23 protein-coding genes, 5 tRNA genes and 1 riboswitch are annotated in these 24,370 nt (G+C 64.5%); of the genes, 17 read left to right on the top strand and 11 right to left on the bottom strand.

The window, feature by feature from the left end; translation table 11 throughout:
- Window positions 1–6: 6 nt before the first annotated feature.
- From AC3WJU_RS16380 to AC3WJU_RS16345, 8 genes are all read right to left on the bottom strand, one after another.
- The gene (locus AC3WJU_RS16380; RefSeq protein ID WP_306962456.1) at window positions 7–645 is read right to left on the bottom strand and encodes a riboflavin synthase; all 639 of its coding nucleotides are present in this window, start codon (window positions 643–645) and stop codon (window positions 7–9) included.
- Entirely contained in the window at window positions 645–1,796 is a 1,152-nt protein-coding gene (ribD, locus tag AC3WJU_RS16375; RefSeq protein ID WP_332603102.1) for a bifunctional diaminohydroxyphosphoribosylaminopyrimidine deaminase/5-amino-6-(5-phosphoribosylamino)uracil reductase RibD, read from the bottom strand. Before ribD ends, AC3WJU_RS16380 begins: the two co-directional genes overlap by 1 nt.
- Window positions 1,793–2,491 carry a nicotinamide riboside transporter PnuC gene (pnuC, locus tag AC3WJU_RS16370; protein ID WP_492260365.1) on the bottom strand — a complete coding sequence of 233 codons (699 nt, stop codon included), beginning with the start codon at window positions 2,489–2,491 and terminating at the stop codon, window positions 1,793–1,795. Before pnuC ends, ribD begins: the two co-directional genes overlap by 4 nt.
- 85 nt (window positions 2,492–2,576) lie before the next feature.
- Window positions 2,577–2,731, bottom strand: a riboswitch (FMN riboswitch).
- A gap of 99 nt (window positions 2,732–2,830) precedes the next feature.
- Window positions 2,831–3,493, bottom strand: coding sequence for a ribulose-phosphate 3-epimerase (gene rpe, locus AC3WJU_RS16365; protein WP_284752056.1), 663 nt, complete (start codon window positions 3,491–3,493; stop codon window positions 2,831–2,833).
- A gap of 93 nt (window positions 3,494–3,586) precedes the next feature.
- Window positions 3,587–5,137, bottom strand: a complete 1,551-nt coding sequence (locus AC3WJU_RS16360) for an RsmB/NOP family class I SAM-dependent RNA methyltransferase (RefSeq protein ID WP_492260361.1) — start codon at window positions 5,135–5,137, stop codon at window positions 3,587–3,589.
- The gene (fmt, locus tag AC3WJU_RS16355) at window positions 5,134–6,054 is read right to left on the bottom strand and encodes a methionyl-tRNA formyltransferase (RefSeq protein WP_492260360.1); all 921 of its coding nucleotides are present in this window, start codon (window positions 6,052–6,054) and stop codon (window positions 5,134–5,136) included. Before fmt ends, AC3WJU_RS16360 begins: the two co-directional genes overlap by 4 nt.
- Window positions 6,051–6,617, bottom strand: a complete 567-nt coding sequence (def, locus tag AC3WJU_RS16350; protein WP_059389087.1) for a peptide deformylase — start codon at window positions 6,615–6,617, stop codon at window positions 6,051–6,053. The genes fmt and def overlap by 4 nt, the downstream gene beginning before the upstream one ends.
- A gap of 50 nt (window positions 6,618–6,667) precedes the next feature.
- Window positions 6,668–7,549 (bottom strand): cytochrome, encoded by an 882-nt coding sequence (locus tag AC3WJU_RS16345; RefSeq protein ID WP_059389088.1) that lies wholly within the window; start codon window positions 7,547–7,549, stop codon window positions 6,668–6,670.
- Window positions 7,550–7,712: 163 nt separating this feature from the next.
- Between AC3WJU_RS16345 and AC3WJU_RS16340 the strand changes: the two genes are divergently transcribed.
- Window positions 7,713–8,861 carry a GGDEF domain-containing protein gene (locus AC3WJU_RS16340; protein ID WP_492260359.1) on the top strand — a complete coding sequence of 383 codons (1,149 nt, stop codon included), beginning with the start codon at window positions 7,713–7,715 and terminating at the stop codon, window positions 8,859–8,861.
- A gap of 76 nt (window positions 8,862–8,937) precedes the next feature.
- Here AC3WJU_RS16340 and AC3WJU_RS16335 read toward each other — a convergent pair.
- Window positions 8,938–9,012: transfer RNA gene (locus AC3WJU_RS16335), tRNA-Val, on the bottom strand.
- A gap of 260 nt (window positions 9,013–9,272) precedes the next feature.
- On the opposite strand from AC3WJU_RS16335, the gene AC3WJU_RS16330 reads away from it, so the two are divergent.
- The 6 genes from AC3WJU_RS16330 to AC3WJU_RS16305 all read left to right on the top strand — a co-directional run bounded on the left by AC3WJU_RS16330 (window position 9,273) and on the right by AC3WJU_RS16305 (window position 13,098).
- Window positions 9,273–9,345 (top strand) — tRNA-Gly (locus AC3WJU_RS16330).
- A 55-nt stretch (window positions 9,346–9,400) separates the two neighbouring features.
- Window positions 9,401–9,471: transfer RNA gene (locus AC3WJU_RS16325), tRNA-Cys, on the top strand.
- A 41-nt stretch (window positions 9,472–9,512) separates the two neighbouring features.
- Window positions 9,513–9,587 (top strand) — tRNA-Val (locus AC3WJU_RS16320).
- Window positions 9,588–9,644: 57 nt separating this feature from the next.
- Window positions 9,645–9,720 (top strand) — tRNA-Gly (locus AC3WJU_RS16315).
- Between the two features lie 268 nt (window positions 9,721–9,988).
- Window positions 9,989–11,416 carry an amino acid permease gene (locus tag AC3WJU_RS16310; RefSeq protein WP_441437381.1) on the top strand — a complete coding sequence of 476 codons (1,428 nt, stop codon included), beginning with the start codon at window positions 9,989–9,991 and terminating at the stop codon, window positions 11,414–11,416.
- A 464-nt stretch (window positions 11,417–11,880) separates the two neighbouring features.
- Window positions 11,881–13,098 (top strand): benzoate/H(+) symporter BenE family transporter, encoded by a 1,218-nt coding sequence (locus AC3WJU_RS16305; protein WP_332603105.1) that lies wholly within the window; start codon window positions 11,881–11,883, stop codon window positions 13,096–13,098.
- A gap of 23 nt (window positions 13,099–13,121) precedes the next feature.
- Here the strand turns inward: AC3WJU_RS16305 and zapE are convergent, their stop codons facing one another.
- On the bottom strand, window positions 13,122–14,159 hold the full coding sequence (gene zapE / locus AC3WJU_RS16300; protein ID WP_284990696.1) for a cell division protein ZapE: 1,038 nt from the start codon (window positions 14,157–14,159) through the stop codon (window positions 13,122–13,124).
- Between the two features lie 209 nt (window positions 14,160–14,368).
- Here zapE and AC3WJU_RS16295 point away from each other — a divergent pair, with 209 nt between their 5' ends.
- From AC3WJU_RS16295 to ybaK, 3 genes are all read left to right on the top strand, one after another.
- Window positions 14,369–15,292 (top strand): sulfurtransferase, encoded by a 924-nt coding sequence (locus AC3WJU_RS16295; RefSeq protein WP_492260358.1) that lies wholly within the window; start codon window positions 14,369–14,371, stop codon window positions 15,290–15,292.
- Between the two features lie 101 nt (window positions 15,293–15,393).
- Entirely contained in the window at window positions 15,394–15,849 is a 456-nt protein-coding gene (locus AC3WJU_RS16290; RefSeq protein WP_284990698.1) for a SufE family protein, read from the top strand.
- 15 nt (window positions 15,850–15,864) lie between these two features.
- Window positions 15,865–16,356, top strand: coding sequence for a Cys-tRNA(Pro) deacylase (ybaK, locus tag AC3WJU_RS16285; RefSeq protein WP_492260357.1), 492 nt, complete (start codon window positions 15,865–15,867; stop codon window positions 16,354–16,356).
- A gap of 27 nt (window positions 16,357–16,383) precedes the next feature.
- Here ybaK and AC3WJU_RS16280 read toward each other — a convergent pair whose 3' ends face one another.
- Window positions 16,384–17,634 carry an alpha/beta hydrolase family protein gene (locus tag AC3WJU_RS16280; RefSeq protein WP_284990700.1) on the bottom strand — a complete coding sequence of 417 codons (1,251 nt, stop codon included), beginning with the start codon at window positions 17,632–17,634 and terminating at the stop codon, window positions 16,384–16,386.
- A gap of 141 nt (window positions 17,635–17,775) precedes the next feature.
- On the opposite strand from AC3WJU_RS16280, the gene AC3WJU_RS16275 reads away from it, so the two are divergent.
- The 7 genes from AC3WJU_RS16275 to AC3WJU_RS16245 all read left to right on the top strand — a co-directional run bounded on the left by AC3WJU_RS16275 (window position 17,776) and on the right by AC3WJU_RS16245 (window position 24,316).
- Window positions 17,776–18,267: a hypothetical protein gene (locus tag AC3WJU_RS16275; protein ID WP_059389095.1), complete on the top strand. Its 492-nt coding sequence runs from the start codon at window positions 17,776–17,778 to the stop codon at window positions 18,265–18,267.
- A 13-nt stretch (window positions 18,268–18,280) separates the two neighbouring features.
- A complete protein-coding gene (msrB, locus tag AC3WJU_RS16270; RefSeq protein ID WP_492260356.1) occupies window positions 18,281–18,772 on the top strand; it encodes a peptide-methionine (R)-S-oxide reductase MsrB in 492 nt (163 codons plus the stop codon).
- Window positions 18,773–18,946: 174 nt separating this feature from the next.
- Window positions 18,947–20,317, top strand: a complete 1,371-nt coding sequence (locus AC3WJU_RS16265) for a DUF6421 family protein (RefSeq protein WP_284990702.1) — start codon at window positions 18,947–18,949, stop codon at window positions 20,315–20,317.
- Window positions 20,314–21,045: an SDR family oxidoreductase gene (locus tag AC3WJU_RS16260; RefSeq protein ID WP_492260355.1), complete on the top strand. Its 732-nt coding sequence runs from the start codon at window positions 20,314–20,316 to the stop codon at window positions 21,043–21,045. Before AC3WJU_RS16265 ends, AC3WJU_RS16260 begins: the two co-directional genes overlap by 4 nt.
- A 21-nt stretch (window positions 21,046–21,066) precedes the next feature.
- Entirely contained in the window at window positions 21,067–22,167 is a 1,101-nt protein-coding gene (locus tag AC3WJU_RS16255; RefSeq protein WP_284990756.1) for a threonine aldolase family protein, read from the top strand.
- A gap of 61 nt (window positions 22,168–22,228) precedes the next feature.
- Window positions 22,229–22,894 (top strand): DUF3000 domain-containing protein, encoded by a 666-nt coding sequence (locus tag AC3WJU_RS16250; RefSeq protein ID WP_059389098.1) that lies wholly within the window; start codon window positions 22,229–22,231, stop codon window positions 22,892–22,894.
- 69 nt (window positions 22,895–22,963) lie between these two features.
- The gene (locus tag AC3WJU_RS16245) at window positions 22,964–24,316 is read left to right on the top strand and encodes an HRDC domain-containing protein (RefSeq protein WP_284990704.1); all 1,353 of its coding nucleotides are present in this window, start codon (window positions 22,964–22,966) and stop codon (window positions 24,314–24,316) included.
- Window positions 24,317–24,370: the final 54 nt, after the last annotated feature.

Here is a 24,370-nt window from a genome sequence, read left to right as displayed (position 1 = left end):
CGGCGCTCACTGGGCAGCACCGCCTGCAGTTGCCGGCGCACGGAAGGACAGCAGCCGCTCGGTGTATTTCGCGAGAACGTCCACCTCAAGGTTGACGCGTCCGCCCGTGGCCTTGGCCCCGAGTCCGGTTTCGTCCAGCGTGGTGGGAATGAGCCCCACTTCAAACCAGGGGTTCCCTGCTTCGGCCGGGCTGACGGCAGTGACGGTGAGTGAAACGCCGTCGACGGCGATGGACCCCTTTTCGGCGATGTACCGTGCCAGCGGGGCCGGCACGCCGAAGCGGAGCCGGTCCCAATTGCCGAGCGACTCGCGCTCCAGAAGCTGCCCGACGCCGTCGACGTGGCCCTGCACGACGTGGCCGTCCAGGCGGCCGCCCGCCTGGACACACCGTTCGAGGTTCACGGTGTCACCCGCGGCCAGTTCGCCGATGGTGGTGCGGACGAGGGTTTCGCCCATGACGTCAACGCTGAACTCCCGGCCGTCGATGTCCGTGGCGGTAAGGCACACGCCGTTGACCGCGATGGAGCCGCCCAAGCCAAGCCCTTCGGTGGTGCTGGGGGCCATGAGGCGCAGCGTAGCGCTGGCCTCGCCGTCGTGCTCGACGGACAGGACCGTGCCTTGTTCAGCAACGATTCCGGTAAACATCAGTGTCCTCCTGTGGTGGTGTCCGAGGCGTCCTTGCCCGGAAATGGTTCATGGTGTTCGGTGTGCGACTTCGTCCACGCCGGTTTGTTTCCATCCGACGGGCCGGACCTCAGATGCAGCCGGAGGTCGCGGCCCAGTGCATGGACCGCACCGCCACCGGCGTCGTCCCAGTTCCAGTGCTGGGCGTCTGCGAGGGTGGAGATGCCCAGATCCGTCAGGGCCGGCGTACCGGAGCCCAACAAGGTCGGCGCAAGATAGACGATCAATTCATCCACAAGGCCAGCGGCAAGGAAGGCGCTCAGGATGCGGGAGCCGCCTTCCACCATGACGTGCCGGACGCCTTCGGCGAAGAGCAACTCCAAAGCTTCGGAAGGGTCGCGTGTCGGTAAATGGACGAACTTCCCGTCAGTCCCCCGCACGGCGGCGTCCGCCGGGACCTCCCGTAGACCCATGACGGCCCGGAGCGGCTGGCTTGGCGATTCATCGCCGTTCTCTTCCCGTGCCGTCAGCCGCGGGTTGTCCACCAGGACGGTTTCGGTACCCACCAGAATGGCGTCGATCAAGCGGCGCAGTCCGTGGTTGTCGGCCAACGATTCCGGACTGGAGATCCATTGGCTGGTCCCGTCCGCGGCCGCGATCCTGCTGTCCAGGGTCTGGGCAATGTGAAGAGTGACGAACGGGCGCCTCGCCTCCACCGCATTGAACCACTCCCGGTTCAGCTTCAAGGCCTCGGCGGCGGCCAGCCCGGACCGCACGTCCACACCGGCAGCGCGCAGCCTCGCGGCCCCTCCCGCTGCCGGATCATGGGGGTCGTCCACGGCGTAAACCACTCGCGATACGCCGGCGTCGATGATCGCCTGGGTGCACGGTCCCGTGCGGCCCACGTGGTTGCAGGGCTCCAAGGTGACCACCATGGTGGTTCCGGCGAGGTCGAGGCCTCTTGCCTGCGCTTTGGCGATCGCGTCCGCCTCGGCGTGGGGGGTGCCGGCGCCCCGGTGGTAGCCCGTGATGAGTTGCTCTCCCTTGGGCCCGAGCACTACTGCTCCCACCAAGGGATTGGCGCCACGGTGTCCCCGGAGGGCCACGTGGAGTGCGGTCTCCATGGCCGCCGACTCAGCTTCCGAAAATTTCGGGTTAATGGCTTCGCTCATGAGAGGGCTCCTGCGGTTTCCGGCTCGGCTGTTGTCTTGAGCGGCTGCCTTTCCCGTCGGTCCGCACGCCACCAGACGAAGAATCCGGCGAGTGTGAAGAACCCGTAAAAGAGATACATAAACGCACTGGCAAAGTAGCCCGCGCTGAAAAGCAGCGGAACTCCGACAATGTCCACGGCAACCCAGATCAACCAGAATTCGGTCCAGCCGCGCGCCATCCCATACGTTGCCAAGAGTGAACCCATAAAGGTCCAGGCATCAGCCCACACGGGCGGGTAGGAGCCCATGGAATCAAAGACGGGGGTGAGTGCGGCTGTTCCGGCAATCATGGCGGCCAGCATTCCGATCCGCACTTTGGGGCTTGCCCAGCCGGGCACAATGGCGTGGCCGTGGGTGCCTGCTTGGAGGCCTTGGCGCCAGCGGTACCAGCCGTAGGCGGCGACGCTGATGAACATGATCTGGCGTCCGGCCTGGCCCCAGAGGGTTGCCGGTGAGGCGGCACCGAAGACGTTGCCAAGAAAGACGGTCAGCAGGAGCACGTTGCCTGCGATCCCGATGGGCCATGCCCAGACTTTGCGGCGCATGCCGCCCAAGGCGCTGGCGAGCCCGAAAATATTGCCTAGCACTTCGCGAAGAACAAGCACAGATCCGCCTACGGGAATCTGTGCTTCGAAGAGCCATCGCAGAAAGTCCATGTCGTTCCTTCCCTCGAATGCCGCGATGGCTCCGGGGGTGTACGACAGCGCGATGCCGGGCGCACGGAGCGCCCAAAGCATGACTGTACGTGCTTCTCCCATCCAGACTTTAACTGTCGGTACCGGAATTCCACCAGTTCAACCGTCCGCCGCCGTGATTCCCGTGAAGGAAACGCGATGGCTCGCGGGTCGCGGACTATAACCGCCGGTTCGGAATTACACCGACCCCGGAGCACGTATGTGTATTGCTATTCTGACACAACTGGAGGAATGGCTGATGTATTCCCCGACCAATATGCAGGCAATTGCGTCATTGTTGTCACATTGCCGCGGTGCCGGTCACATTGCCGCGAGGCCGGCGGCGCGCAGCCGCTCAATCGCGGCAGCCGGATCCTCGTGGCCATAGACGGCGGATCCGGCAACGAACACATTCGCGCCGGCTTCGGCCGCCCGGACGATGGTCTCCTCCGTGACGCCGCCGTCCACCTGGATTGCCACGCCGATACCCGAGCCGTCGATCGCGGCACGCGCCCGACGGATCTTGGGCAGCGTCACGTCAAGGAAGGACTGCCCGCCGAAGCCCGGTTCCACGGTCATGATGAGGAGCATGTCCAGTTCGCTGAGCATGTCCAGGTACGGTTCCACCGGCGTGGCCGGACGAAGGGCCATGCCCGCCTTCGAACCGCGGGCACGGAGCTCACGGGCGAGCTTGATGGGGGCCATCGCCGCTTCCGCATGGAAGGTCACGGAAGCCACGCCTGCGTCGGCGTAGGCCGGTGCCCAGCGGTCGGCGTCGGCGATCATCAGGTGGGCGTCGAGCGGGACCGGGCTGACGGCCTGGATCCGCTCCACGACCGGCAGGCCGAGCGTCAGGTTCGGGACAAAGTGGTTGTCCATCACATCGACGTGGACGGCGTCGGCGTTGCTGATTCTCTTCAGCTCGGCTTCCAGGTTCACGAAATCCGCGGACAGGATGCTCGGGTTGATACAGCACTCAGTCAAGGCAGTTCCCTCAGTGTTGGTGGCGGTCTGGGTCGTTTGGCAATTCTCCAGCTTAGGCACGCGGGACTTTCAGCCGGGGAAAGACGCCGAAGGTTACGGCTTCTTCCGGATAAGGGCCAGGAACATCGCATCGGTTTGGTGCACGTGCGGCCACAGTTGGGCGGTCAACCCGTGCCCGGCGCCCAGGTTGCCGCTCAGGCTGACGGCATCCAGGGCCGCGCCGGAGTCCATCTGCTCCAGGTCGTCCCGCTTGCGCAGGACATCGCTGACGACGGCGGTGGTTTCGGCCGGGTGCGGGGAGCACGTCACGTACGCCACTACTCCGCCCGGCTTGACGGCGTCGATGGCCGAGTTAAGCAGTTCACGCTGCAACGGACCGAGATCGGCAAGGTCCTTGGGCGTCCGGCGCCACCGTGATTCGGGGCGGCGGCGCAGCGCGCCAAGGCCGCTGCAGGGAACGTCGACCAGCACGCGGTCGAAAGTCTCCGGTTGTTCCTTGCCGACGTCGCGCCCGTCGCCTACCCGTACGGTCCAGGCGTCCGCCGGGACCGCCGAGAGGGCTTGGCTGACCAGCTTTGCCCGGTGTTCCGCGGGCTCGTTCGCGAGGAGGGTCGCACCTTCCTGGTGGGCGAGGGCCGCCAGCAGCGCTGCCTTGCCACCGGGACCGGCGCACAGGTCCAGCCACTTCTCGCCGTCCTTGGCGGACTGTCCGAGGTCCACACCAGCGACGGCGCGGGCTACCAGTTGGGATCCGACGTCCTGGACGCGCGTGGTGCCTTCGCGGATGGAGGACATGCGCCCGAGGTCGCCGCCGCTGGACAGCGCCGAATCGATGACGAGTTCGCCGGGGGTGGCCCCGCTCTCCACGGCTTCATCAAGATTGCCGATGCCGGGCAGCGCCACGAGGTTCACCACCGGCGCCGCATTGTCGGCTTCGAGAAGTTCGGTGATTTCGCTCGCGGGACGTCCATGCATGACGAGGGACTGGCGCAGCGCCCTGACAATCCATTCCGGGTGCGCATGGCGTACGGAGGCGATCCTGGTTTCGTCGGTCTCGTTCTCCAGCAGGTGGTCGAGCCACTCTGGCAGCGTCTTGGCGGTGACTTTCCGAAGCACGGCGTTGATGAGCGACGACGGGCCGGCCCCGATGACCGCGCGGGCCAACCCGACCGTCTGGTCGAGTGCGGCGTGGGCAGGAACGCGCATGGCGAGCAATTGGTGGGCGCCAAGCCGCAACGCGTCAAGGACTGCCGGATCGAGTTGGGCGAGCGGCCGGTCGACACACTCGGCCAGGACGGCGTCGTACATCCCCTGGCCGCGCAGTGCCCCGTAGCTCAGCTCGGTGGCGAATCCGGCGTCGCGCTTGTCGAGGTGGTGGTGGCGGATCCGTGAGGGCAGCACGAGGTTCGCATACGCGTCTTCCGAAGCGACTGCGCGCAAGACTTCGAACGCCACCAATCGTGCCGGATCCGCGCGCCGGGTCCGCTGCGACGGTGCGTTGGTCGAGAAACCGCGCTGCGGGCCCCTATTGCGTTCGCGGCCTTGGGCGTTGCGGATGCTCTCGCCCCGGGGACCGCGGTTGCCGTGGCCCCCGCCGTCCCGATTCCCGCTGTTGTTAGGGCCGCGCCGGCCGGACTCATTCATTCGAATTCCACGCTTTCTGGTGTTGCCAAACCACGGGCCCAATCGGCCGACGGCATCATCTTCTTGCCCGCAGGCTGGATCCGCCCGAGCTGCACTGCATGGGATCCGGTCCCGACCAGGACGTTCTTACCGTCAACCCGGACCTGGCCGGGCGCAAGGTCGCGGATGTCCGGGCGCAATCCGACGGGCTCCAGCTTGACGCGCTGTCCGTCGAGCGTGGTCCAGGCTCCAGGTTCGGGCGTGACGCCGCGGGACCGGCGGTTGATGGCGAGGGCCGGTTGCGTCCAGTCGAGGCGGCCGTCGTCGAGCGTCAGTTTTGGCGCCAGAGAGACATCGCCTTGCTGGGGCTGGGGCGCCGCTTTGCCGGACTCGACGGCGGACAGCGTCTGGCTGAGCAGGACCGCCCCGCTGCGCGAGAGCCGCTCCAGCAAGTCGCCGGCCGTGTCTTCGGGGCGCAAGGTTTCAGTCAACGTCCCGAAGACCGGTCCGGTGTCGAGTCCTTCTTCCAGGAGGAACGTGGCGGCTCCGGTGATGTCGTCACCGGCGATGACTGAGCGTTGGACCGGCGCCGCGCCGCGCCAGGCAGGGAGGAGGGAGAAGTGGAGGTTGATCCAGCCGTGGCGTGGTACTCCGAGCGCGGCTTGGGGGACGAGGCCCCCGTAGGCGACGATCGCGGCGACGTCCGGCTCATACGAAGCGATCCGCTCGGTGGTCCCGGCGTCCACTTTCGAGGCGTGGATGATGTCGATGCCGAGTTCAGCCGCACGTGCCGCCACGGGAGACGGCGTCAGGATCCGCTTGCGGCCGGTCGGGGCATCCGGCCTAGTCAGCACGGCGACGATCTCGAATCCGGCCTCGATCAGCGCGTCAAGGGAAGGGACGGCGACAGCCGGGGTGCCGGCGAAGAGCACCCTCATTCGGCGGCCCCGAAGCTGCCGAAGCTCGAGCCCACGGTGTTGGCCCTCTTGGCCGTGGTCCGTTCAGTCACAGAGTGGTAGTTCGCCGCGCGGATGGCGCGGAGAGCGGTTTTCCGGTCCTCACCCTCCAGGCGGTCCGTGAACAGGATCCCGTCCAGGTGGTCGGTCTCGTGCTGGAAGCAGCGCGCGAGCATGCCCTCCGCCTCCACGGACACGGTGTTGCCGTTGATGTCCACACCGGTTGCACGGGTGGTCCTGCGGCGACGAACCGGGAACGCGAGTCCGGGAATGGAGAGGCAGCCCTCTACCTCGTCGGGCTGGAAGTCATCGCTGTTCTCAAGCACGGGGTTGATGATGTGGCCTTCCACCCCGCCGATCCGGTAGGTGAAGACCCTCTGGCTGACACCGATCTGCGGTGCGGCGAGCCCTGCACCGTCCACGTCCTCCATAGTCTCGGTCATGTCCGCCACCAGTTTGGCGAGCTCAGGCCCGAATTCCGTGACTGGATCAGCAACCGTGCGGAGCACGGGGTCGCCGATGATACGGATACTCAAAATGGCCATGTGCTGTCTTTCCTCACGATCGGCGAAGCTTCGGTCCCGGCAAAAGGGGCCTAGGCCAGTTTAGTTGAGCCTGCGGGCGCCGCAGCGGCAGGGTACGACGGCGGAGCTACCGGGAGCAGCGCCGTTCCCGCTGCGGCCACATCGGCAGACATCTCCCACACCCGCTTCAAGGCGCAGAACTTCCACCAGTGGTGCTTGAGTACGTCCGGATTGGCCCGCTGGGGACGCACTTCGGTCTCGCCGATAGCCACCGCAAGCAGGACCGGGTTCTCACCGTATTTCCACGGCTCCCACTCCCCTGCCACTGGATCCACGAGGCTTTCTTCGGCCTTCATGCCCGCAACCAGTTGCATCACTACCTTGTCGTCGAGCGGTTTCACTGTTCCGTCACGGGTTGTGCCTTTGGTCTTGTAGTCGATCAGGCAGACCCTGCCGTTGATTTTGGCGACGAGGTCCAAGGTTCCGGCGTAACCAACGCTTGAGTTCCAGACAGTAATCTCGGGAGCGATGGGCTCCACCCGGTACAGCTCCCACCATTCATCGAAGCGGGCCGCGAAGGCATCCTCGCCGTTCGAAGCGAGCTCTTCACGCGTTTCCTTGACGCGGTGCGCGCGTCCGAGGGTGCGGAGGGCCACTTGCTCGCAGTAGTTGTGCACGCGGTCGCCGCGGCGCGCGGCGTCGTCCCGGTACACCTCCGCGGCCTTGGCTGCCTTGTTGACGGCCTGCCGCATCTTGGCAGGACTGGAAAGATGTTGCGGGAGTTCCGGGTCCTTCGCCAAGCTGCTGGCGCCCATGTAGCCGAACCAGCCGTCCAGGGAATGGGCCTGCTGGCCGATCACCGTGGTGATGGAAGGGACCGAGAAGGTCTCGGACGTGGACCGGGCATACATCCGGCCGTATTCGGTGGCATGGGCAAGCAGTGGATCTGTCATAAGAAAACTCTTTCATACACCGCCGACAAGAAAACGCGGAGCCTTGGTGGCCGTCGACGGGACTTCCCTTATCCCGTAATTCACAAGGCCCCACGCATGGCGCGCAAGGTTCCTTGACTCACGGTGCCATAATTGGTCACGTCCTCGGCTACTGGAGCGCATCTTGGTCCTCGATATAACAACACTGCGAGTCGCCCTAGGCGTGGTCGCCCTGACCCTGCTCCTCTTGTTCTACGCATCCTTCAGGCGCACGCGGTCGTCCTACAACGGGTGGTGGTGCATCGCACTCCTCTTCTTCCTCGCAGGCAACCTTGCGTTCCTTCTCAACGGGACGCCGTATCAAGTCTGGGCGAATCCCTCGGGAAACGTCCTCCTGGTGGGCGGAGCGTTCAGTGTGTGGACCGGCGCCCGGTCCCTCAGGATGTTAGCGCCGCCTCGGTGGCAATTTGCCGCGGCCTGTGGCGTCACGGCCATCGCCTCCGTTTTGGAAAGCCCCGGTCACAACACGTGGTCCGGGGGCCTGGTCTATCTGGGATTCATGACTGTGGGAATCGCGTTGGCGTCCCGCGATCTGTGGCTACTTGATTCCAGCTACTCCCATGTGCACAAGTCGATGGCCTTGGCCGCGGGATTCCTGGCGGCCTACTATTTCTGCCGCCTGTCCGTGTATCTCGTCGAAGGTCCAAGCGGACCGAACTTCCGCCTGTATTTTGGCCCCTCCATGGCCAGCCTGGTCACGCTGATACTCCTGGTTGCCGTCTCGTTCAGCATGACCGCCCTCAGCAACGATCAGTTGATCAACCGGCTCAGCGAACGCGCTGCCCGCGACAACCTGACCGGGCTCCTCAACCGTGGCACGTTCATGGAGTTGGCCACCAAGGAGCTCGAGCGCCTGCACACCACAAACTCGGTCGCCTCATTGATCCTGGCCGATCTGGACCACTTCAAGGCGATCAATGACGAGTACGGTCATGCCGCCGGGGACACCGCACTGCAGGCGTTCGCGGCTGCGTGCACCGAGTCGGTACGATCCACGGACCTGGTCGGACGCTACGGGGGCGAAGAGTTCATCCTGCTTTTGCCGGGAGCCAGCCAGGAAAGGGCTGAAAGCATCGCGGCCGACATCAATCGCTCTTTGGCGGCAGCCAAGAGCCTCGACGACATCCACGTCCCAACGGTGAGTTATGGGGTCACGTCAACTGAGTTCGACGCCGTCGACCTCACCGCGATGATTGCGGCCGCCGATGCGGCCCTCTACGAAGCAAAGTCACTCGGAAGGAACCGGGTGGTCCGGGCGTCACCCCTTGCGTGATTGGGCGATGGATCCACGAGCAACGACAAGGGGTCCTGTGCGAAACATGAACAATGTTTCGCACAGGACCTCTTCTTGGTGGGCGATACTGGGTTCGAACCAGTGACCTCTTCGGTGTGAACGAAGCGCGCTACCACTGCGCCAATCGCCCGTGCACAAGAAGACTAACCGACCCCGGCCGGAATTCAAAAATCCGGAAAGTATCGGGCCGGCCGGCTAGGCAACAACCAGGAAAATGCCCACGAATCACAAGCGTGTAACTCGCAAATTCCGCGCCAATTCAAGGAACTTACGCCCATTGCTCACGATTCCGGCAGATCGATTTGGAGTTTCCCGGAACCTCCTATAGAGTTTTTACTCGTCGGAAAGCGACGGAATGCCCCCTGCGGGCAGGCCGCCGAAGAAGACTATGCGGACGTAGCTCAGCTGGTAGAGCACCACCTTGCCAAGGTGGATGTCGCGAGTTCGAATCTCGTCGTCCGCTCGCAGGACACTGTCACGGCATTGACTTCTTGGAGCCCCAGGAATCGTGCTTACACGGTGGGTTGGCCGAGAGGCGAGGCAGCGGCCTGCAAAGCCGTATACACGGGTTCGAATCCCGTACCCACCTCGGTGAAAACCTTGGTTTCCGGTCCAGGCCGGATTGCATTTGGGCGATTGGCGCAGCGGTAGCGCGCTTCCCTGACACGGAAGAGGTCACTGGTTCGATCCCAGTATCGCCCACCAAGGCAAGGCAACTTGCTTGTTGATGAACGTCCGGCCCCGGCCGGATGACCATCATGTGCGGACGTAGCTCAGCTGGTAGAGCACCACCTTGCCAAGGTGGATGTCGCGAGTTCGAATCTCGTCGTCCGCTCCATTTCCTCCATCGCAATTGCACTTGGTCAAATGCAGTGACACCGTTCAAGCAGCTCCGCCGGAGCTGCTTTTTTTGTGCCCGCAGCCACCCACTACGCCCCGCCTACCTGTGTCGCCCACCCGAAAGATCAGCAGAACTGATCAATACCACTCAGCAAAAATCACTTTATCCAATGTGATTCAGCTCGCATACTTTTCTTCAGGCCTAATTCGTCCACGCCCACACGCAGGAGCACATGGTGAATCAACAAACTCTCGTCCGCTCGATCATGAGGAAGAAACCCATTGACGACATCGAGGAGGAAAGCAAGCACAGCGGGCTCTTCAAAAGCCTGGGCCTCTGGCAACTGACGGCCATCGGCGTCGGCGGCATCATCGGCGTCGGGATCTTCTCCTTGGCCGGGCTCGTGGCGCACGGAAGCGCGGATACCCCGGGTGTCGGCCCGGCCGTGCTGATCTCGTTCCTGGTTGCGGGCCTTGCCTCTGCGGCCGCGGCACTCTCCTACGCCGAATTCGCGGGCATGATCCCCCGCGCCGGATCCGCCTACACCTATGGCTACGTCGCCCTTGGCGAGGTCATCGGATGGTTCATCGGCTGGGACCTGCTGCTGGAGTACATCGCAATCGTTGCCGTCGTCGCGATCGGCATCTCGGGCTACTTTGACGCATTCCTCGCCGGAATAGGCATCCACATGCCCACCTGGATGACCTCCACCGTGGACGAGGGGAAGGGCGGGGTCATCAATCTTCCGGCCATCCTGGTCTGCCTGCTGGTCACCTGGATCCTGAGCCGCGGAACCAAGGCGTTTGGCCGCTTCGAACTCGTGGCGGTGGCCATCAAAGTGGTGCTCATTCTGTTCATCATCGGTCTGGGCATCTTCTACATCAACACCAACAACTACAACCCGTTCATGCCCAGCGGCTTCGGGCCGGTCCTGGCCGGCTCCGCAACGGTCTTCTTCGCAGTGTTCGGCTATGACGCCATGAGTACAGCCGCGGAGGAAGCCAAGGACGGCAAGAAGCACATGCCCAAGGCAATCGTCCTCTCGCTTGTCATCGCCATGCTCCTCTACGTAGCGGCCACCCTGGTACTTACCGGCATGCAGAACTACAAGGACATCAACCCCACCGCCGGTTTCGCCTCCGCCTTCACCGGAGTCGGATTGCCCGTCATCGCCACCATCATCTCCGTATTCGCGGTCCTGTCCATCCTGACCGTGATGCTGACCTTCCTGCTCGGCGTCACCCGTGTCTGGTTCTCCATGAGCCGTGACGGCCTGCTCCCGGGCTGGTTTGCGGGGACCGACAAGCACGGCACCCCGCAGCGCGTCACGTGGATCGCAGGCATCGCCTCGGCGCTGCTCGCCGGCGTCTTCCCCATCAAGGCCGTCGCCGACCTGACCAATATCGGCATCCTCGCGGCGTTTGTGGTGGTGTGCTTGTCAGTCATCATCTTCCGCTACAAGAAGCCCAATGCGCCCCGTACCTTCCGGCTGCCGTTCATGCCGGTGGTTCCGGCCTTCGGAATGCTCGCATCCGGCTTCCTCATGCTCCAGCTCCATTGGGAAACCTGGCTGCGTTTTGTGGTGTGGCTGGTCATCGGACTGGTCATCTACTTCAGCTACGGTCGCAAGCACTCCTTGATGAATCCGGACAGCCCCCGCCACCAGGAGCTTTCTCCCGAGAAGCAGCTGTGACCTTTTCCAAGGATCGTTTGACATTCCAGTCAAATTTTCCCTTGGCACCTCCAAGGTCTCGGGTTAGGATCGAGAACGGAGGAGCGAACTGGCTCCGTGATTGAAGGGAGGTGCCCGTGGGATTACTTGACGATCTGAAGGGCAAAGTTCAGGACCTCGTTGGTGGCAGTGAAGAAGCCATCAAGGACGGGATCGAATAGACCGCCGATTTTATCGACGACTAGATGCGGTTCAGAGAGCCGCTTCCGAGTTCGTGGACAACCTCGACGGTGACGCTGAAAGGGCTACGGCCTGGACAGCTCCCTCCGCCAATGAGGCTCCGTAGCCGGTTCTGCCGGCCAGAGCTCCCGATTACAGTTACGTCAACGGGGCACCGGTCCCGCCGCGAGGCGCCGCCGGTGCCCTTGGCGTTTAACTGTTGCCGCCTCGGCACGCGCACCAAGGCTCCGGTAACGTGATGGTCTATGCCAGCGTCATCACTCCACACCGGACAGCCACGTCCAGCTTCCGCCTCCCGGCAGCTCTCCCGCCCGCTTGTTGCTGGAATCGTGACCGCGCTGGTCGGTTTTACTTCTTCCTTCGCAGTAGTGCTCGCAGGCCTCCGGGCGATGGGGGCCACCCAGGAACAAGCCGCCAGCGGGCTCCTGGCCCTCACCCTCGCCTTCGGGCTCGGCGTGCTCTGGCTTTCCTTGCGCTCCCGCTTGCCTGTCACCCTTGCGTGGTCGACGCCAGGGGCCGCTTTGCTGGCGGGAACCGGAGTGCCCGACGGCGGGTGGCCGGCCGCCGTCGGCGCCTTCCTCATCGCTGGTGTACTGATCGCCTTGACCGGGCTCATTCCGGCGCTTGGCAAGCTAATGGCGAAGATTCCCACGGCCCTCGCCCAGGCGATGCTGGCCGGAGTGCTTTTGTCCCTCTGCCTTGCCCCGTTCAAAGCCTTGGGCACCGCTCCCCTCTTGGTGGCTCCGGTGATCCTCTGCTGGCTGGTCATGATGAAGCTGGCACCCCGCTGGTCGGTCCCTGCCGCATTGCTGGTGGCACTCGCAGTCATCGGAATCTACATCGTGGTCAACGGCGTGGATATTCCTGTGAACCGACTGTTGCCTGAGTTGCAGTGGACCACCCCTGCTTTCACTCCCACCACAGTGGCCGGCATCGCCCTGCCGTTGTTCATTGTCACCATGGCTTCCCAAAACATTCCGGGGGTGGCCGTGCTGAAGTCCTTCGGGTACACCGTCCCGTGGCGCCAGTCGATGCTGGTGACCGGCGCAGGGACCGCGCTGGGGGCTCCCTTTGGCGGGCATGCGATCAACTTGGCGGCGTTGAGCGCTGCGCTGGCGGCAGGGGAAGAGGCAGGTGAGGACCGAGGCCGGCGCTGGATCGCGGCCTTCACGTCAGGCCTGGCCTACCTCATGCTGGCAGCCTTCTCCGCCGCGTTGGTGACCGTTGTGGCGGCGGCACCGCCAGGGCTCCTGGAAGCCGTCGCGGGCTTGGCCCTGCTGGGCACCCTGGCATCCGCCATCGCCTCTGCCCTGGCTATTGCCGAAGAACGCATGGGGGCCTCCGTGACGTTCCTGATCGCGGCCTCGGGCCTCAGCTTCGCCGGGATTGGCGCCGCGTTCTGGGCGCTTGCCGCCGGAATCCTGGTGCGTTGGGTCCTGAAAAACAGGGAACCCCAAAAGTAGAGTGGGGCAGCCTGCCCCAATCTCTACGACGGCTCGTGGTTTTGGCCCTCGCGCGCCAGGGCGGTCAGACGGGACACGGCGCGGAAGTACTTCTTCATGTACCCGCCAGTCATCATTTCCTCAGTGAAGAGCTTGTCGAAGGGCACACCGCTGGCAAGGATCGGGACGTCCTTGTCGTACAGGCGGTCGGCCAGTACCACGAAGCGTAGGGCGACGGCCTGCTCGGTAATGGTTTCGACGTCGCGCCAGACAACAGCATCGATGCCTGCGATCAGCTTGCGATAGCGGCTGGGGTGGACACCGGCGAGGTGGTCGATCAGGCCGCGGAAGTCGTCCACGGCCACGGTCTGGCCGTCGAACTCGGCGTGCATCTGCCGTTTGAGGTCTTCGGTCTTCAAGGGTGCCGGAGCCGCGGGCAAGCCGCGGTGCCTGAAGTCTTCCCCGTCGATCCTGACAACATCGAACTGGTCCGCAAGGACCTGGATCTCCCGCTGGAAGTCGACGGCGGCAAAGCGGCCGTCTCCCAGTGAACCAGGCAGAGTGTTGGATGTGGCAGCGAGCTTCACACCGGCGTCGGACAATTCACGCATGAGGCGGGACATCAGCACCGTGTCGCCCGGATCATCGAGCTCGAATTCGTCAATGCAGACAAGCTTGTAGCTGCTCAGAGCCTCCACGGTTTTCCGGAAGGAGAGGGCGCCCACGAGGTTGGTGTACTCCACGAATGTCCCGAAGGCTTTCGGACCCGGAGCCGAGTGCCACAGGGAGGCCAGCAAGTGGGTCTTTCCGACGCCGAATCCGCCGTCGAGGTAGATGCCGGCCCTGGTGCTGGCCTTCTTGCTGAAAAGCCGCTTGAACAGGCCGTCTCCGTCGCCGGCTCCGACCGTCGCCCCAAACGCTTCCAGGGACTTGACCGCTGCCGCCTGGCTGGGCTGGTTCGGATCAGGCCGGTAGCTCTTGAAGGACACCTCGCCGAACCGTGGAGAAGGGTAGAAACCCTTGAGAATCTCATCCGCTGAGACCGCCGGCGTGCGCGCGGCGAGCTGTTCGATCTGTACCAATGCGGTCCGTTCTTCGTGTCGTAAGTCCCCAGCAAGAATACCGGCAATGCCATGCCCCGGGCGGACACGTGATGAAGGCCATATTTCACCATATGAACGGGGAGGAGCTTTAGTCCCCGGCCCTCGATACTGTGGGACTAAAGCCCGGGCATGTCCTAACGCCCGGTGCCGCCCGGTGTCAGTGAAAGTGTCAGTGAAAGGCCATACCAATGTCCTACCCCGTTGAACAGAACGAAAAGTTCGCCGCGTACGCCCACCCCGAACGTCTGGTGTCCACCGAGTGGCTTGCCGCAGCCCTTGAAGGCGGCGCGCTTGGCGACGGCAAGCTGGTTGTTGTCGAATCCGACGAAGACGTCCTCCTGTACGAGACCGGCCACATTCCGGGCGCGGTCAAGATCGACTGGCATACGGACCTGAACGATGAAGTCACCCGGGATTACGTCGATGGTGAAGCCTTCGCGGCCCTGGCGGCCGCCAAGGGCATCTCCCGGGACACCACTGTGGTGATCTACGGCGACAAGTCCAACTGGTGGGCCGCTTACGCCCTCTGGGTTTTCACACTTTTCGGCCACGAGGACGTCCGGCTCCTGGACGGCGGCCGCGACAAGTGGATCGCCGAGGGCCGCGACATCACCACCGACATCCCCCAGCCCGCCCCGGGCGAGTACCCCGTGATCGACCGGAACGACGCCCCGATCCGTGCCTTCAAGGATGACGTGCTGGCCCACTTCGGCAAGCCGCTGATCGACGTCCGCTCCCCTGAGGAATACACCGGCCAGCGCACCCACATGCCTGCCTACCCCGAAGAGGGCGCCCTGCGCGGGGGGCACATCCCCACCGCGGCGTCCATCCCGTGGGCACGCGCCGCTGCCGAAGACGGCACGTACCGTAACCGGACCGAACTTGAGGACCTCTATCTCGGGGAAGCGGGCCTCACGGAAGGCGACGACGTCGTGGCCTACTGCCGTATCGGCGAGCGTTCCAGCCACACCTGGTTCGCCCTGAAGTACCTGCTTGGTTTCGAAACGGTCCGCAACTACGACGGTTCCTGGACGGAGTGGGGCAACGCGGTGCGCGTCCCGATCGCCAAGGGCGCTGACCGGGGCTCCGTCCCCGCACTCGCCGGAAAGTAGTCCGGAATCTCCGGGCCCTGCCCGATGGGCCTGCCACATTGGCTAAGCCATATTCAAGCAACAGGAGCCAGACCGGCCCGGACTTGCGTAAGCTGGAAGTGATGAGTACTTATACTTTGCCCGCCGCATTGGCGGAAATTGTCGATGACTTCCAGGCACTGACCGAGCCCGATCGCCTTCAGCTGTTGCTTGAGTTCTCGCGTGGGCTCCCGGCTTTGCCGGAACGGCTGCTGGACCACCCTGAGCTGCTGGAACAAGTGGTGGAGTGCCAGTCGCCGCTGTTCCTGACCATTGAACAGGAAAAGAACCCCGACGGCGTCGCTTACCGTTTGTTCTTCAAGGCACCGCCGGAGGCACCTACCACGCGCGGCTTCGCGGGGGTTCTGCACGAAGGACTGGATGGGCTGACTGCCGCGGAGATCCTGGCTGTACCGGATGACATGCCGGAACTGCTGGGCCTCACCCGGGCAATCACTCCCCTGCGCATGCGTGGCATGACGGCCATGCTGGGGCGGATCAAGCGCAAGGTCGCCGCGGCGGACCGCTTGTTGTCCTGATCCGGGATACCGGGAATGGCCAAGAAACAGGCTTCACAGGGAACGCCGGCCACAGCCGTACTGGCTGCGGCCGGCGTTCCTTTCACGCTGCACCCCTATGCGCACGATCCTTCGGCGCCCAGCTACGGGCTTGAAGCGGCCGAGGTCCTCGGTATCGATCCCGAGCGGGTCTTCAAGACTTTGATGGTGGACATTGACGGCAAGCTGGCGGTAGGCATAGTTCCGGTCAGCGGCACGCTGGATCTCAAGGCAATCGCGGCAGCTCTCGGATCGAAGAAGGCCACCATGGCCGACCCCAAGATGGCCGAGCGGCGCACCGGCTATGTCCTGGGCGGGATTTCCCCGCTGGGCCAGCGCCAGCCGTCGCCAACTGTACTCGACGAATCGGCGTTGGCCTTCGGCACGGTCCTCGTGTCCGGTGGACGCCGGGGCCTGGACATCGAGCTGGATCCCGCAGACCTTATCCGGCTGACCGGCGCTCGGACTGCCTCTATCGGCAGCCCCTAGCAAACGCCGGCAGTAGCACCGGCATGCTCACGCCGACACAGGCCCGCCGCGGGGCGTGAGGTGCGGGGCGAGCCATGAGCGGACCAGGCGCTCCCACTTCTGCGGATCCACATTCCACTCCTTCGTGTGGCGCGCGCCTTCGAAAGGTTCGAAGGTGACCATGTCGGGATTCTTTTCAGCGAGGCTGGCCGAGGGTTCGTAGGGAACATACTCATCGTCCACGCTGTGGATGACCAGGGTTGGAGTCCGCAATTCGACGGCGCGGGCATCCCAGTCCATCGCCTTCAAGTCGACGGGCGCGGCCAGGCCGGTCAGGCGCCTGCCCAACGGGTGCCCCAACATCAGCTGCCCGTAACGGCCCACGGCGTAGGGGATCCTGTTGATCTGCGCGTGGTGCGCCAGGACGTTGACCCAGTTGATCACGGGTGCGTCCAGGACCATGGCCCTGATCACATGGCGGTGATGCGAGAGATCGGCCGTCTGCAGGCAGATCGCCCCGCCCATCGACCACCCGAACAGGACCACTTCGTGGGCGCCGTGCGCGAGTGCGTACTCAATGGCGGCGTCGACGTCGTGCCATTCCGTCGACCCCAGGCCGTACCGCCCGTCCGGGGCAGACGGCGCCAGGCCGTCGTTCCGGTAGGAAATGAGCAGGCTGTTGAGCCCAAGGTCGTGCGCTACGCGCGCGGCTCGCAAGCCTTCGAGCCGCGTGGCCCCACGGCCATGGACCATGATCGCCCAGGTTTTCGCCGGTTTCCCGGCGCTTGACGGAACCAGCCACGCAGGCGCCTGCCCACCCTCGACGTCGATCTGTATGTCTTCGGAGTCCAGGCCAAGCGCCGCCGGGGAGTCGTACACAGCACCGCTCCACCACCCGCGCCGGGCCGTCGACAGATCCCCGCTATAGACTTCCTCGACTTCGCGCTGCACCGTCCGTTCGGCGGGCGAATAGGATATGATCCGCCCGATCCGCGCGAACCCTGTCCCGCCCGCGAAGAAGAGGCTGAACACGCCGTCGACGGTGGTGTCCGGGGTGGCCGCGAGAATGACCTGGAGCCCCTTATCACCGCGTACCACCGCCAACACCTCCTGGTCGGCCTCGCGCGTTGAGGGGGTAATGACACGCCGGGCAAAATAGGCTGCGAGCGCAGAAGACCCTGCGCCCAGCAAGCCGGCGATGCTGCTTCCAGCAACGATCCCCGCAACGGCCCATTTGGCGCGGACGGACATTTTCGCACCGGTCTCAACGTTTGGCGCAGCTCGGGTCATGGATGCCATGTGACCATTCTCCCGGTTGCGGGGCAGTGTTCCGAACAGCGCCCTCTGTGGCGTTTCCTCGCGGGAGGCAACACCGCGGCGAGAACAGAATTGCCGCGCGAAACCATGCCTCCCGGCACGGCTCAGGTCTACGCTGTAGCCATGAGTGAACCAATCGTCATCCTTACCGAAGAGCCTCTCGGCCCGGACGACCGCGTCAATATTGCCAAACTGATCGACGGCGGAGACTCGCCCCTGGTGGTGCTGGTGCCCGCAAACACCGAACGGCATTTGTTGGTGGACTTCCTCGAGAACCTCTCGTTGCTTGAAGTAGCCAAAGCATTCCGGGATCTGCTCGCGGAGGCGCCGGATCCGCAGTCGGAGCGGGCCCAGGCTGCCGAGGCCTTGTCGGCGTCGCTCGCGGCCCTGGATGGGCTGGGTGGCGGGGTGACTGGTGAAATCGTCGACGGCGGCGCGGTGGCCGGCTTGGTGTCCAAGGTCAAGGCTCTCAATGCCGCGCAGGCCGTCGTCGTGACCCGCCCGCACGCGATCGCCGATACCTTCCATACAGATTGGGCGAACAAAGCCCAGGATCAGTTGGGGCTGCCCGTCCTGCATCTCTATGCCGGCTCGGGATTTATCGGCGACTCGTGAGCGTTGAGTGAGCATGAGCACTGCAGATAACAGGAAGTACTTCCAAGCCGCGGACCCCTTGGCCAGGGTTCCCCTCCAGGATGTCCCGAAGGACGGGCAATGCGTGGAGAAAACGGACGCCGAGTGGCGCGAGGAACTTACCCCGGAGGAGTTCAGGGTTCTTCGCCAAGCCGGAACGGAACGCCCGTACACGGGTGAGTACTGGGACACCCATACGGCAGGCGTCTACCAGTGCCGCGCGTGCGGCGCAGAGCTTTTCACCAGCAACGAGAAATTCGATTCCCATTGCGGCTGGCCGTCCTTCTGGGCACCACTCGCGGAAGGCACAGTCCGTTACATCCACGACCGTACTTTGGGAATGGAACGGGTGGAGGTCCGCTGCGCCAATTGCGATTCCCACTTGGGGCACGTTTTCGAGGGTGAGGGCTACGGCACACCTACTGACCAGCGGTATTGCATAAATTCCGTTTCGCTCAGGCTTGTCGAGTCCCGGGCCGGGCAGTAGCGCCAAGCTACCGGCAGTCCCCAAGGCCAGCCCTCCCCGGGCTGGATCTTCCGGGGCTGCCGGAGCCACTTGCGAAAGAGTTTCTTATGCTCGAGCCACTTTTGAATTAGCGACTCTGGCCGCTTGCTACGCTCGCCTCAGAACAATGATTCTTGAGGAAAGGCACCGTTGACGATGACCATCACCGTTACCACCACCCGTCCGCGCATCACCTCTGACAACCGGGACTGGATTTCCCTGAAGGCCGCGGCCACTGCCCTCCAGGCGTTCCAAAGCCAGGACGGTTCCATCCAGGACTCCCTCCACCACGAGGCTGCCCGGGCATACACCGCCACCATCACGGAAGCCATCAAGAGCATGGCCCCTGCGTTCCCGCATGACGCCGCCTATCTCGAACTCCTGGTCGCGGACTTCGGCCGCTGGGCCGACGCCGGCTTCGGAGTTCCGGACTTCCTCGACTCACTGCTGGCCTTCCAGCCGCAGGAACACCGCGAAGACGGGCTCCAGCACCTCGTAGTGTTCCCCATGTACACCCAGAACGGCAGCACGAGCCGTCTCGTGGAAGCGGTCCTGATCGAGGTGATCTGGCCCGAGTTCATCGGCGCCTTGGAGGCCGGCGACTACTCCAACAAGCTGTTCGTACCCATCCGTTTCGTGGATTTCACTCCCGGGTACGACACGAATTCGGCCGTCCTCTTCCCCGAGACCGTTGCAGTGCGGGAAACGCCTGCCTTCACGTGGGGCGCCATCTTCGCAGACCGCGAGGCCGCCCGCTTCCGCCGCGTGCTCAAAGCAGCCGCCGCAACGACGTCCCTGCAGCTTCCCCCAGATGCCGCCGAGCTGCTGGATGACCAGGAACTCACGCAGCGCACGTTCGTCATGTGGGACCTGATCCACGACCGCACCCACATGCGCGGCGACCTTCCCTTCGATCCGTTCATGATCAAGCAACGGATGCCGTTCTTCCTCTACTCGCTCGAGGAGCTCCGCTGCGACCTGACGGCTTTCCGCGAATCCGTCCGGATCGAAAAGGACGAGGATGCCTCCCCGGACGCCCGGCGCCACGCGAAGCTCGTGCAGTACGCCGTCATCTTCGACCGCATCTTCCGCTTCGCGATCACCGGCAACCGGGTCCGCAACTACGACGGACTGGGCGGCCAGCTCCTCTTCGCCTGGATGCACCAGCACCACGTCCTGCACTGGACCGACAGCAAGCTCAGCATCGACTGGGACGAGGCAGCCGACGTCGTGATCGAGCTCGGTGCCCGGATCGAAGAACTGTACTGGCGCTCGATCGACCGCCCCAAGGCCGCCCACTGGCTTGCAGCGTATAAGCTCATTTCCGGTACGGTCACTCCGCACCCCGCTTCGGTCTGGGCGAAGGGCCCGGAGGCACTGCCGCTCGACGGGCCGCCCCGCGGCCTCACAGACCAGGTCCTCGACGACGAATTCCCCCTGTCCATGTTCTACGAAGCACTGGAGAAGAAAATGCGTCCGATCATCGAATCAACCACCGGTATCACCGGGCAGACCGCAGCCTCATGACCGGCGGACCGCTGACTGTCGTCGTCACAGGTGGCAGCAACTCTTCCGGCATCGCCGTGGCCCGCGCCTTCGCGCTGGCCGGGCACCGGGTCTTCACCATCGGCTCAAACGAGGCCCGAATCGAGGCTGCAGCGGCCGAAGCGGGCGACGACGTCACTCCCCTCGTATGCGATCTTTCCCGGCTTGAGTCCGTGCGCGAACTCGCCTCGGAGATCCACGGGAGCACGGAAAGGGTCGACGGCGTCATCCATCTGGTGGGAGGGTGGCGCGGAGCCAAGGGAATCGAAGACCAGCCGGACGAAGACTGGGCCGCCCTTGAGCAAAGCGCCATCACCACCCTGAGGAACGTCTCCAGGGTCTTCTACAAGGATCTCGCCTCTTCCCCCACGGGCCGTTTCGCCATGGTGAGTTCGACGGCGGTCGCCGCACCTACCGCCGGGGCCGCCACCTACGCGGCGGCCAAGGCTGCCGCGGAGACCTGGACCCTGGCCGTGGCTGACGGTTTCCGCCGCGATCAATCAGGAAACAAGAACGAACCAACGGAGCAGCACAGCGCCGCCGTCGTCTTCGTGGTGAAGTCGCTCCTGGACGCGGCGATGCGGCGGGAGCACCCGGAGCGGAAATTCCCCGGGTACACGGACGTCGAGGACTTGGCGGCGGCCGCCGTCGGGCTCTTCGACAAGCCTGCAGCGGAACTGAACGGACAGCGCCTCCTCCTGGCCAAATAGACTGAAAGCGTGAATGAACAAGTGACGAGCACTACAGAAGAATTCCCGGCTGCCCTCGACACGGAAGCCGTTGGGCGCCTCCACGATCCCTCCGTCCGCGGTTTCGCCTCGGACAACTACTCAGGCGTCCACCCTGAAATCCTGGCGGCCCTGGCCGCAGCCAATGGCGGCCACCAGGTCTCTTACGGGGAGGACCAGTACACGGAGCGGCTCCAGGAAGTCATGGAGGAGCACTTCGGCGCAGGCATCGAATGCTTCCCCGTCTTCAACGGGACTGGCGCGAACGTGTTGTCCCTGCAGTCGCTGCTGCCGCGCTGGGGTGCGGTCATCTGCGCATCGACCGCCCACATCAACATGGACGAGAACGGCGCACCGGAGCGGATCGGCGGCATCAAGCTTCTCCAGGTCCCGACGTCGGACGGCAAGCTGACCCCGGAATTGATCGACCGCGAAGCGTGGGGCTGGGGCGACGAACACCGCGCGCAGCCCCTGGCCGTCTCCATCACGCAGACCACGGAGCTCGGCACGTGCTACACGCCGGAAGAAATCCGGGCGATCGCCGACCACATCCATGCCAAGGGCATGAAACTGCACATGGACGGCGCCCGGCTCGCCAATGCTGCCGCCCACCTTGGCGTGCCCTTGCGGACGTTCACCCGCGACGCCGGCGTCGACATCTTGTCCTTCGGCGGCACCAAGAACGGGCTGCTGTTCGGCGAAGTAGTGGTCGCCCTGAATCCCGAGGCCGCCCACGGGCTGAAGTTCCTGCGCAAGATGAACATGCAACTGGCCTCCAAGATGCGCTTCATCTCGGTCCAGTTCGTCGCGCTTCTGGAGTCCGGGCTGTGGCTTCGCTCAGCGGAACACGCGAATGCCATGGCCTCACGGCTGCGTGCGGCGGTCGACTCCATCGAGGGCGTGGAGCCTACGCAGGCCACGGAGTCCAACGGCGTCTTCGCGGTACTGCCCGCCGGCGTCGCGGATCGCCTTCGCTCCTCCTTCAAGTTCTACGACTGGAACGAAGCGAACCGGGAGGTGCGCTGGATGTGTTCCTTCGACACCACCGAAGAAGACATCGATTCCTTCGTTGCCGCAATCAAGCGCGAACTGGCCGCGGCATAGGCCGCAGGACGGGGCGGCGTGGCTTCAAGGTTTCGCCGCCCCGGACACATAATCTGCGAAGGTGAACGCACTCGCACAGGTTCCCGCGGATTTCTTGCATGCGTTGGGAACGCTACGAAAAGCAAAGTGCCGGAGCGAGCTGCGGCTCGCGGAAATCCCGGCGCCCTCCCGCTTGGCCCCCTACGCCGTTGCCCTGGGGGCAGAGGTATTCAGCCGGTCGACGCGTCCCGGCCGGACCCCGGTCCATGGCCCCGCCGCCATGGCATTTTCCAGCGAAAACACACCGGGTTCCCCCGGCGCGGCCGACGACGAAGACGACGAGCTTGCAACAGGCCGGTTCATCTTGCTCCATGATCCCGACGGCTCGGCTGTATGGGACGGCGAATTCCGGATCGTCACCTATATCCGCGCCCAGCTGGAAGCCGACATGGGCAATGACGCCATGCTCGGTTCCGTTGCGTGGACATGGCTCGTGGACTCCCTGGAGAACCATTCAGCCCAGTACCGGGCGGCTGGCGGAACGGCCACGCGCATCCTGTCCGAGAGCTTCGGCACGTTGGCCGAAAGACCTGAAACCATCGACATCGAACTCCGCGCCTCATGGACACCAGCGTCTTCCGATGTCCAGGCCCATCTGGAGGCATGGTGCGATATGGTCTGCACGTTCGCGGGGCTCCCTCCCCTGCCTCCCGGTGTCACGCCCCTGCCAAATCGGCGGCTCACATGAAGCCTGTGAAGGTGTGCTGGAGCCCTTGGCCGGACCGGCCGGGCACAGAGTCGGTAAACTGAAGGCACCATGACCCCTGAAAATCTGGAACCCACCACAGCCGGCGCTCCGGCTGCTGATCCCACACCACACATCACGGTAGACGGCTTCGAAGGCCGAATACCCGAGATCATCGATCTGGATGCCCCGCGCGAGGGGGTGCCGCTTGTCATCGACACCCTGTCCGGCCTGGAGCGGTGCGCCGCTGCCATCGCCGCGGGATCCGGCCCCGCCGGGGTCGACGCCGAAAGAGCCTCCGGCTTCCGCTACGGGCAGCGCGCCTTCCTCGTGCAGATCAGGCGCGACGGCGCAGGCACCTGGCTGATCGATCCCGAACCCTTCGATGACCTGAAAATCGTCAACGAGGCGCTGCGCGGCGTCGAGTGGATCCTGCACGCCGCGACGCAGGATCTTCCGTGCCTGGCCGAGCTTGGCATGTGGCCCGACAAGCTCTTCGACACGGAGCTCGCCGCACGCCTTGCCGGGCTGCCCCGCGTAGGCCTGGCGGCCGTCATAGAGCAGCTCCTGGGCTTCGGCCTCGCCAAGGAACACTCGGCCGCCGACTGGTCCACCCGCCCCCTCCCGGAACCCTGGCTGCGGTACGCGGCCCTCGACGTCGAGGTGCTCGCCGAACTGCGCGAAGAACTGATCGAACTCCTGGAAGCGGATGGCAAGCTGGATTTCGCCGAACAGGAATTCGCCGGAATCCTCGGAGCAGGCCTTCCCGCCCCGCGGGTGGACCCGTGGCGCAAGACCTCCGGACTGCACCAGATCCGTGACCGCCGCCAATTGGCTGCCGTGCGCGAACTTTGGTACGAACGGGATCAGCTCGCTCGGAAACGGGATGTTGCTCCCAGCCGCCTCATTCCCGACTCCGCCTTGGTCGCCGCCGCCAAGGCCATGCCCACAACCGTTCCGCAGCTCCTGGCCACCAAAGGTTTCCACGGACGGGCGGCACAGCGCGAAGCACCACGCTGGCTGCGCTGCATTGCCGGCGCGAGGACCACCGACGACCTTCCGCCGCTCCATCTTCCAACCAATGCTCCCCCGCCGCCTCGTGTCTGGACAGACCGCGATCCCGAAGCCGCGGCCCGGCTCGGGACTGCCCGGCCCCGGCTACAAGAGGCCGCCGATGGGCTCAAGCTTCCCGTGGAGAACCTGCTCACCCCGGATTACATGAGGCGCGTGCTGTGGCGGCCGCCGTCGGACATCACCGTGGAGTCCGTGTCGGAAGAATTGCGCGCCCTTGGCGCCCGCGAGTGGCAAATCGCCATCACGGCGCCGATCCTCACCGAGGCGTCACTGAATCCGCAGCCGTTGCCCCCCAAGGAGCCCAAAGAGCCGCGGACCCCGGCGTCCAAGGAACGGACCCCGGCGCCCTGAACCGAGGTTTCCGCCTCCCCTGGGACCCTGGCTCACAAACAAGCCCTCCCGGCC

This window comes from Arthrobacter sp. FW306-1B-F12A (assembly GCF_058781865.1).
Note: the sequence above shows the minus strand (reverse complement) of the source record. Positions and strands in the feature narration are given on the sequence as shown.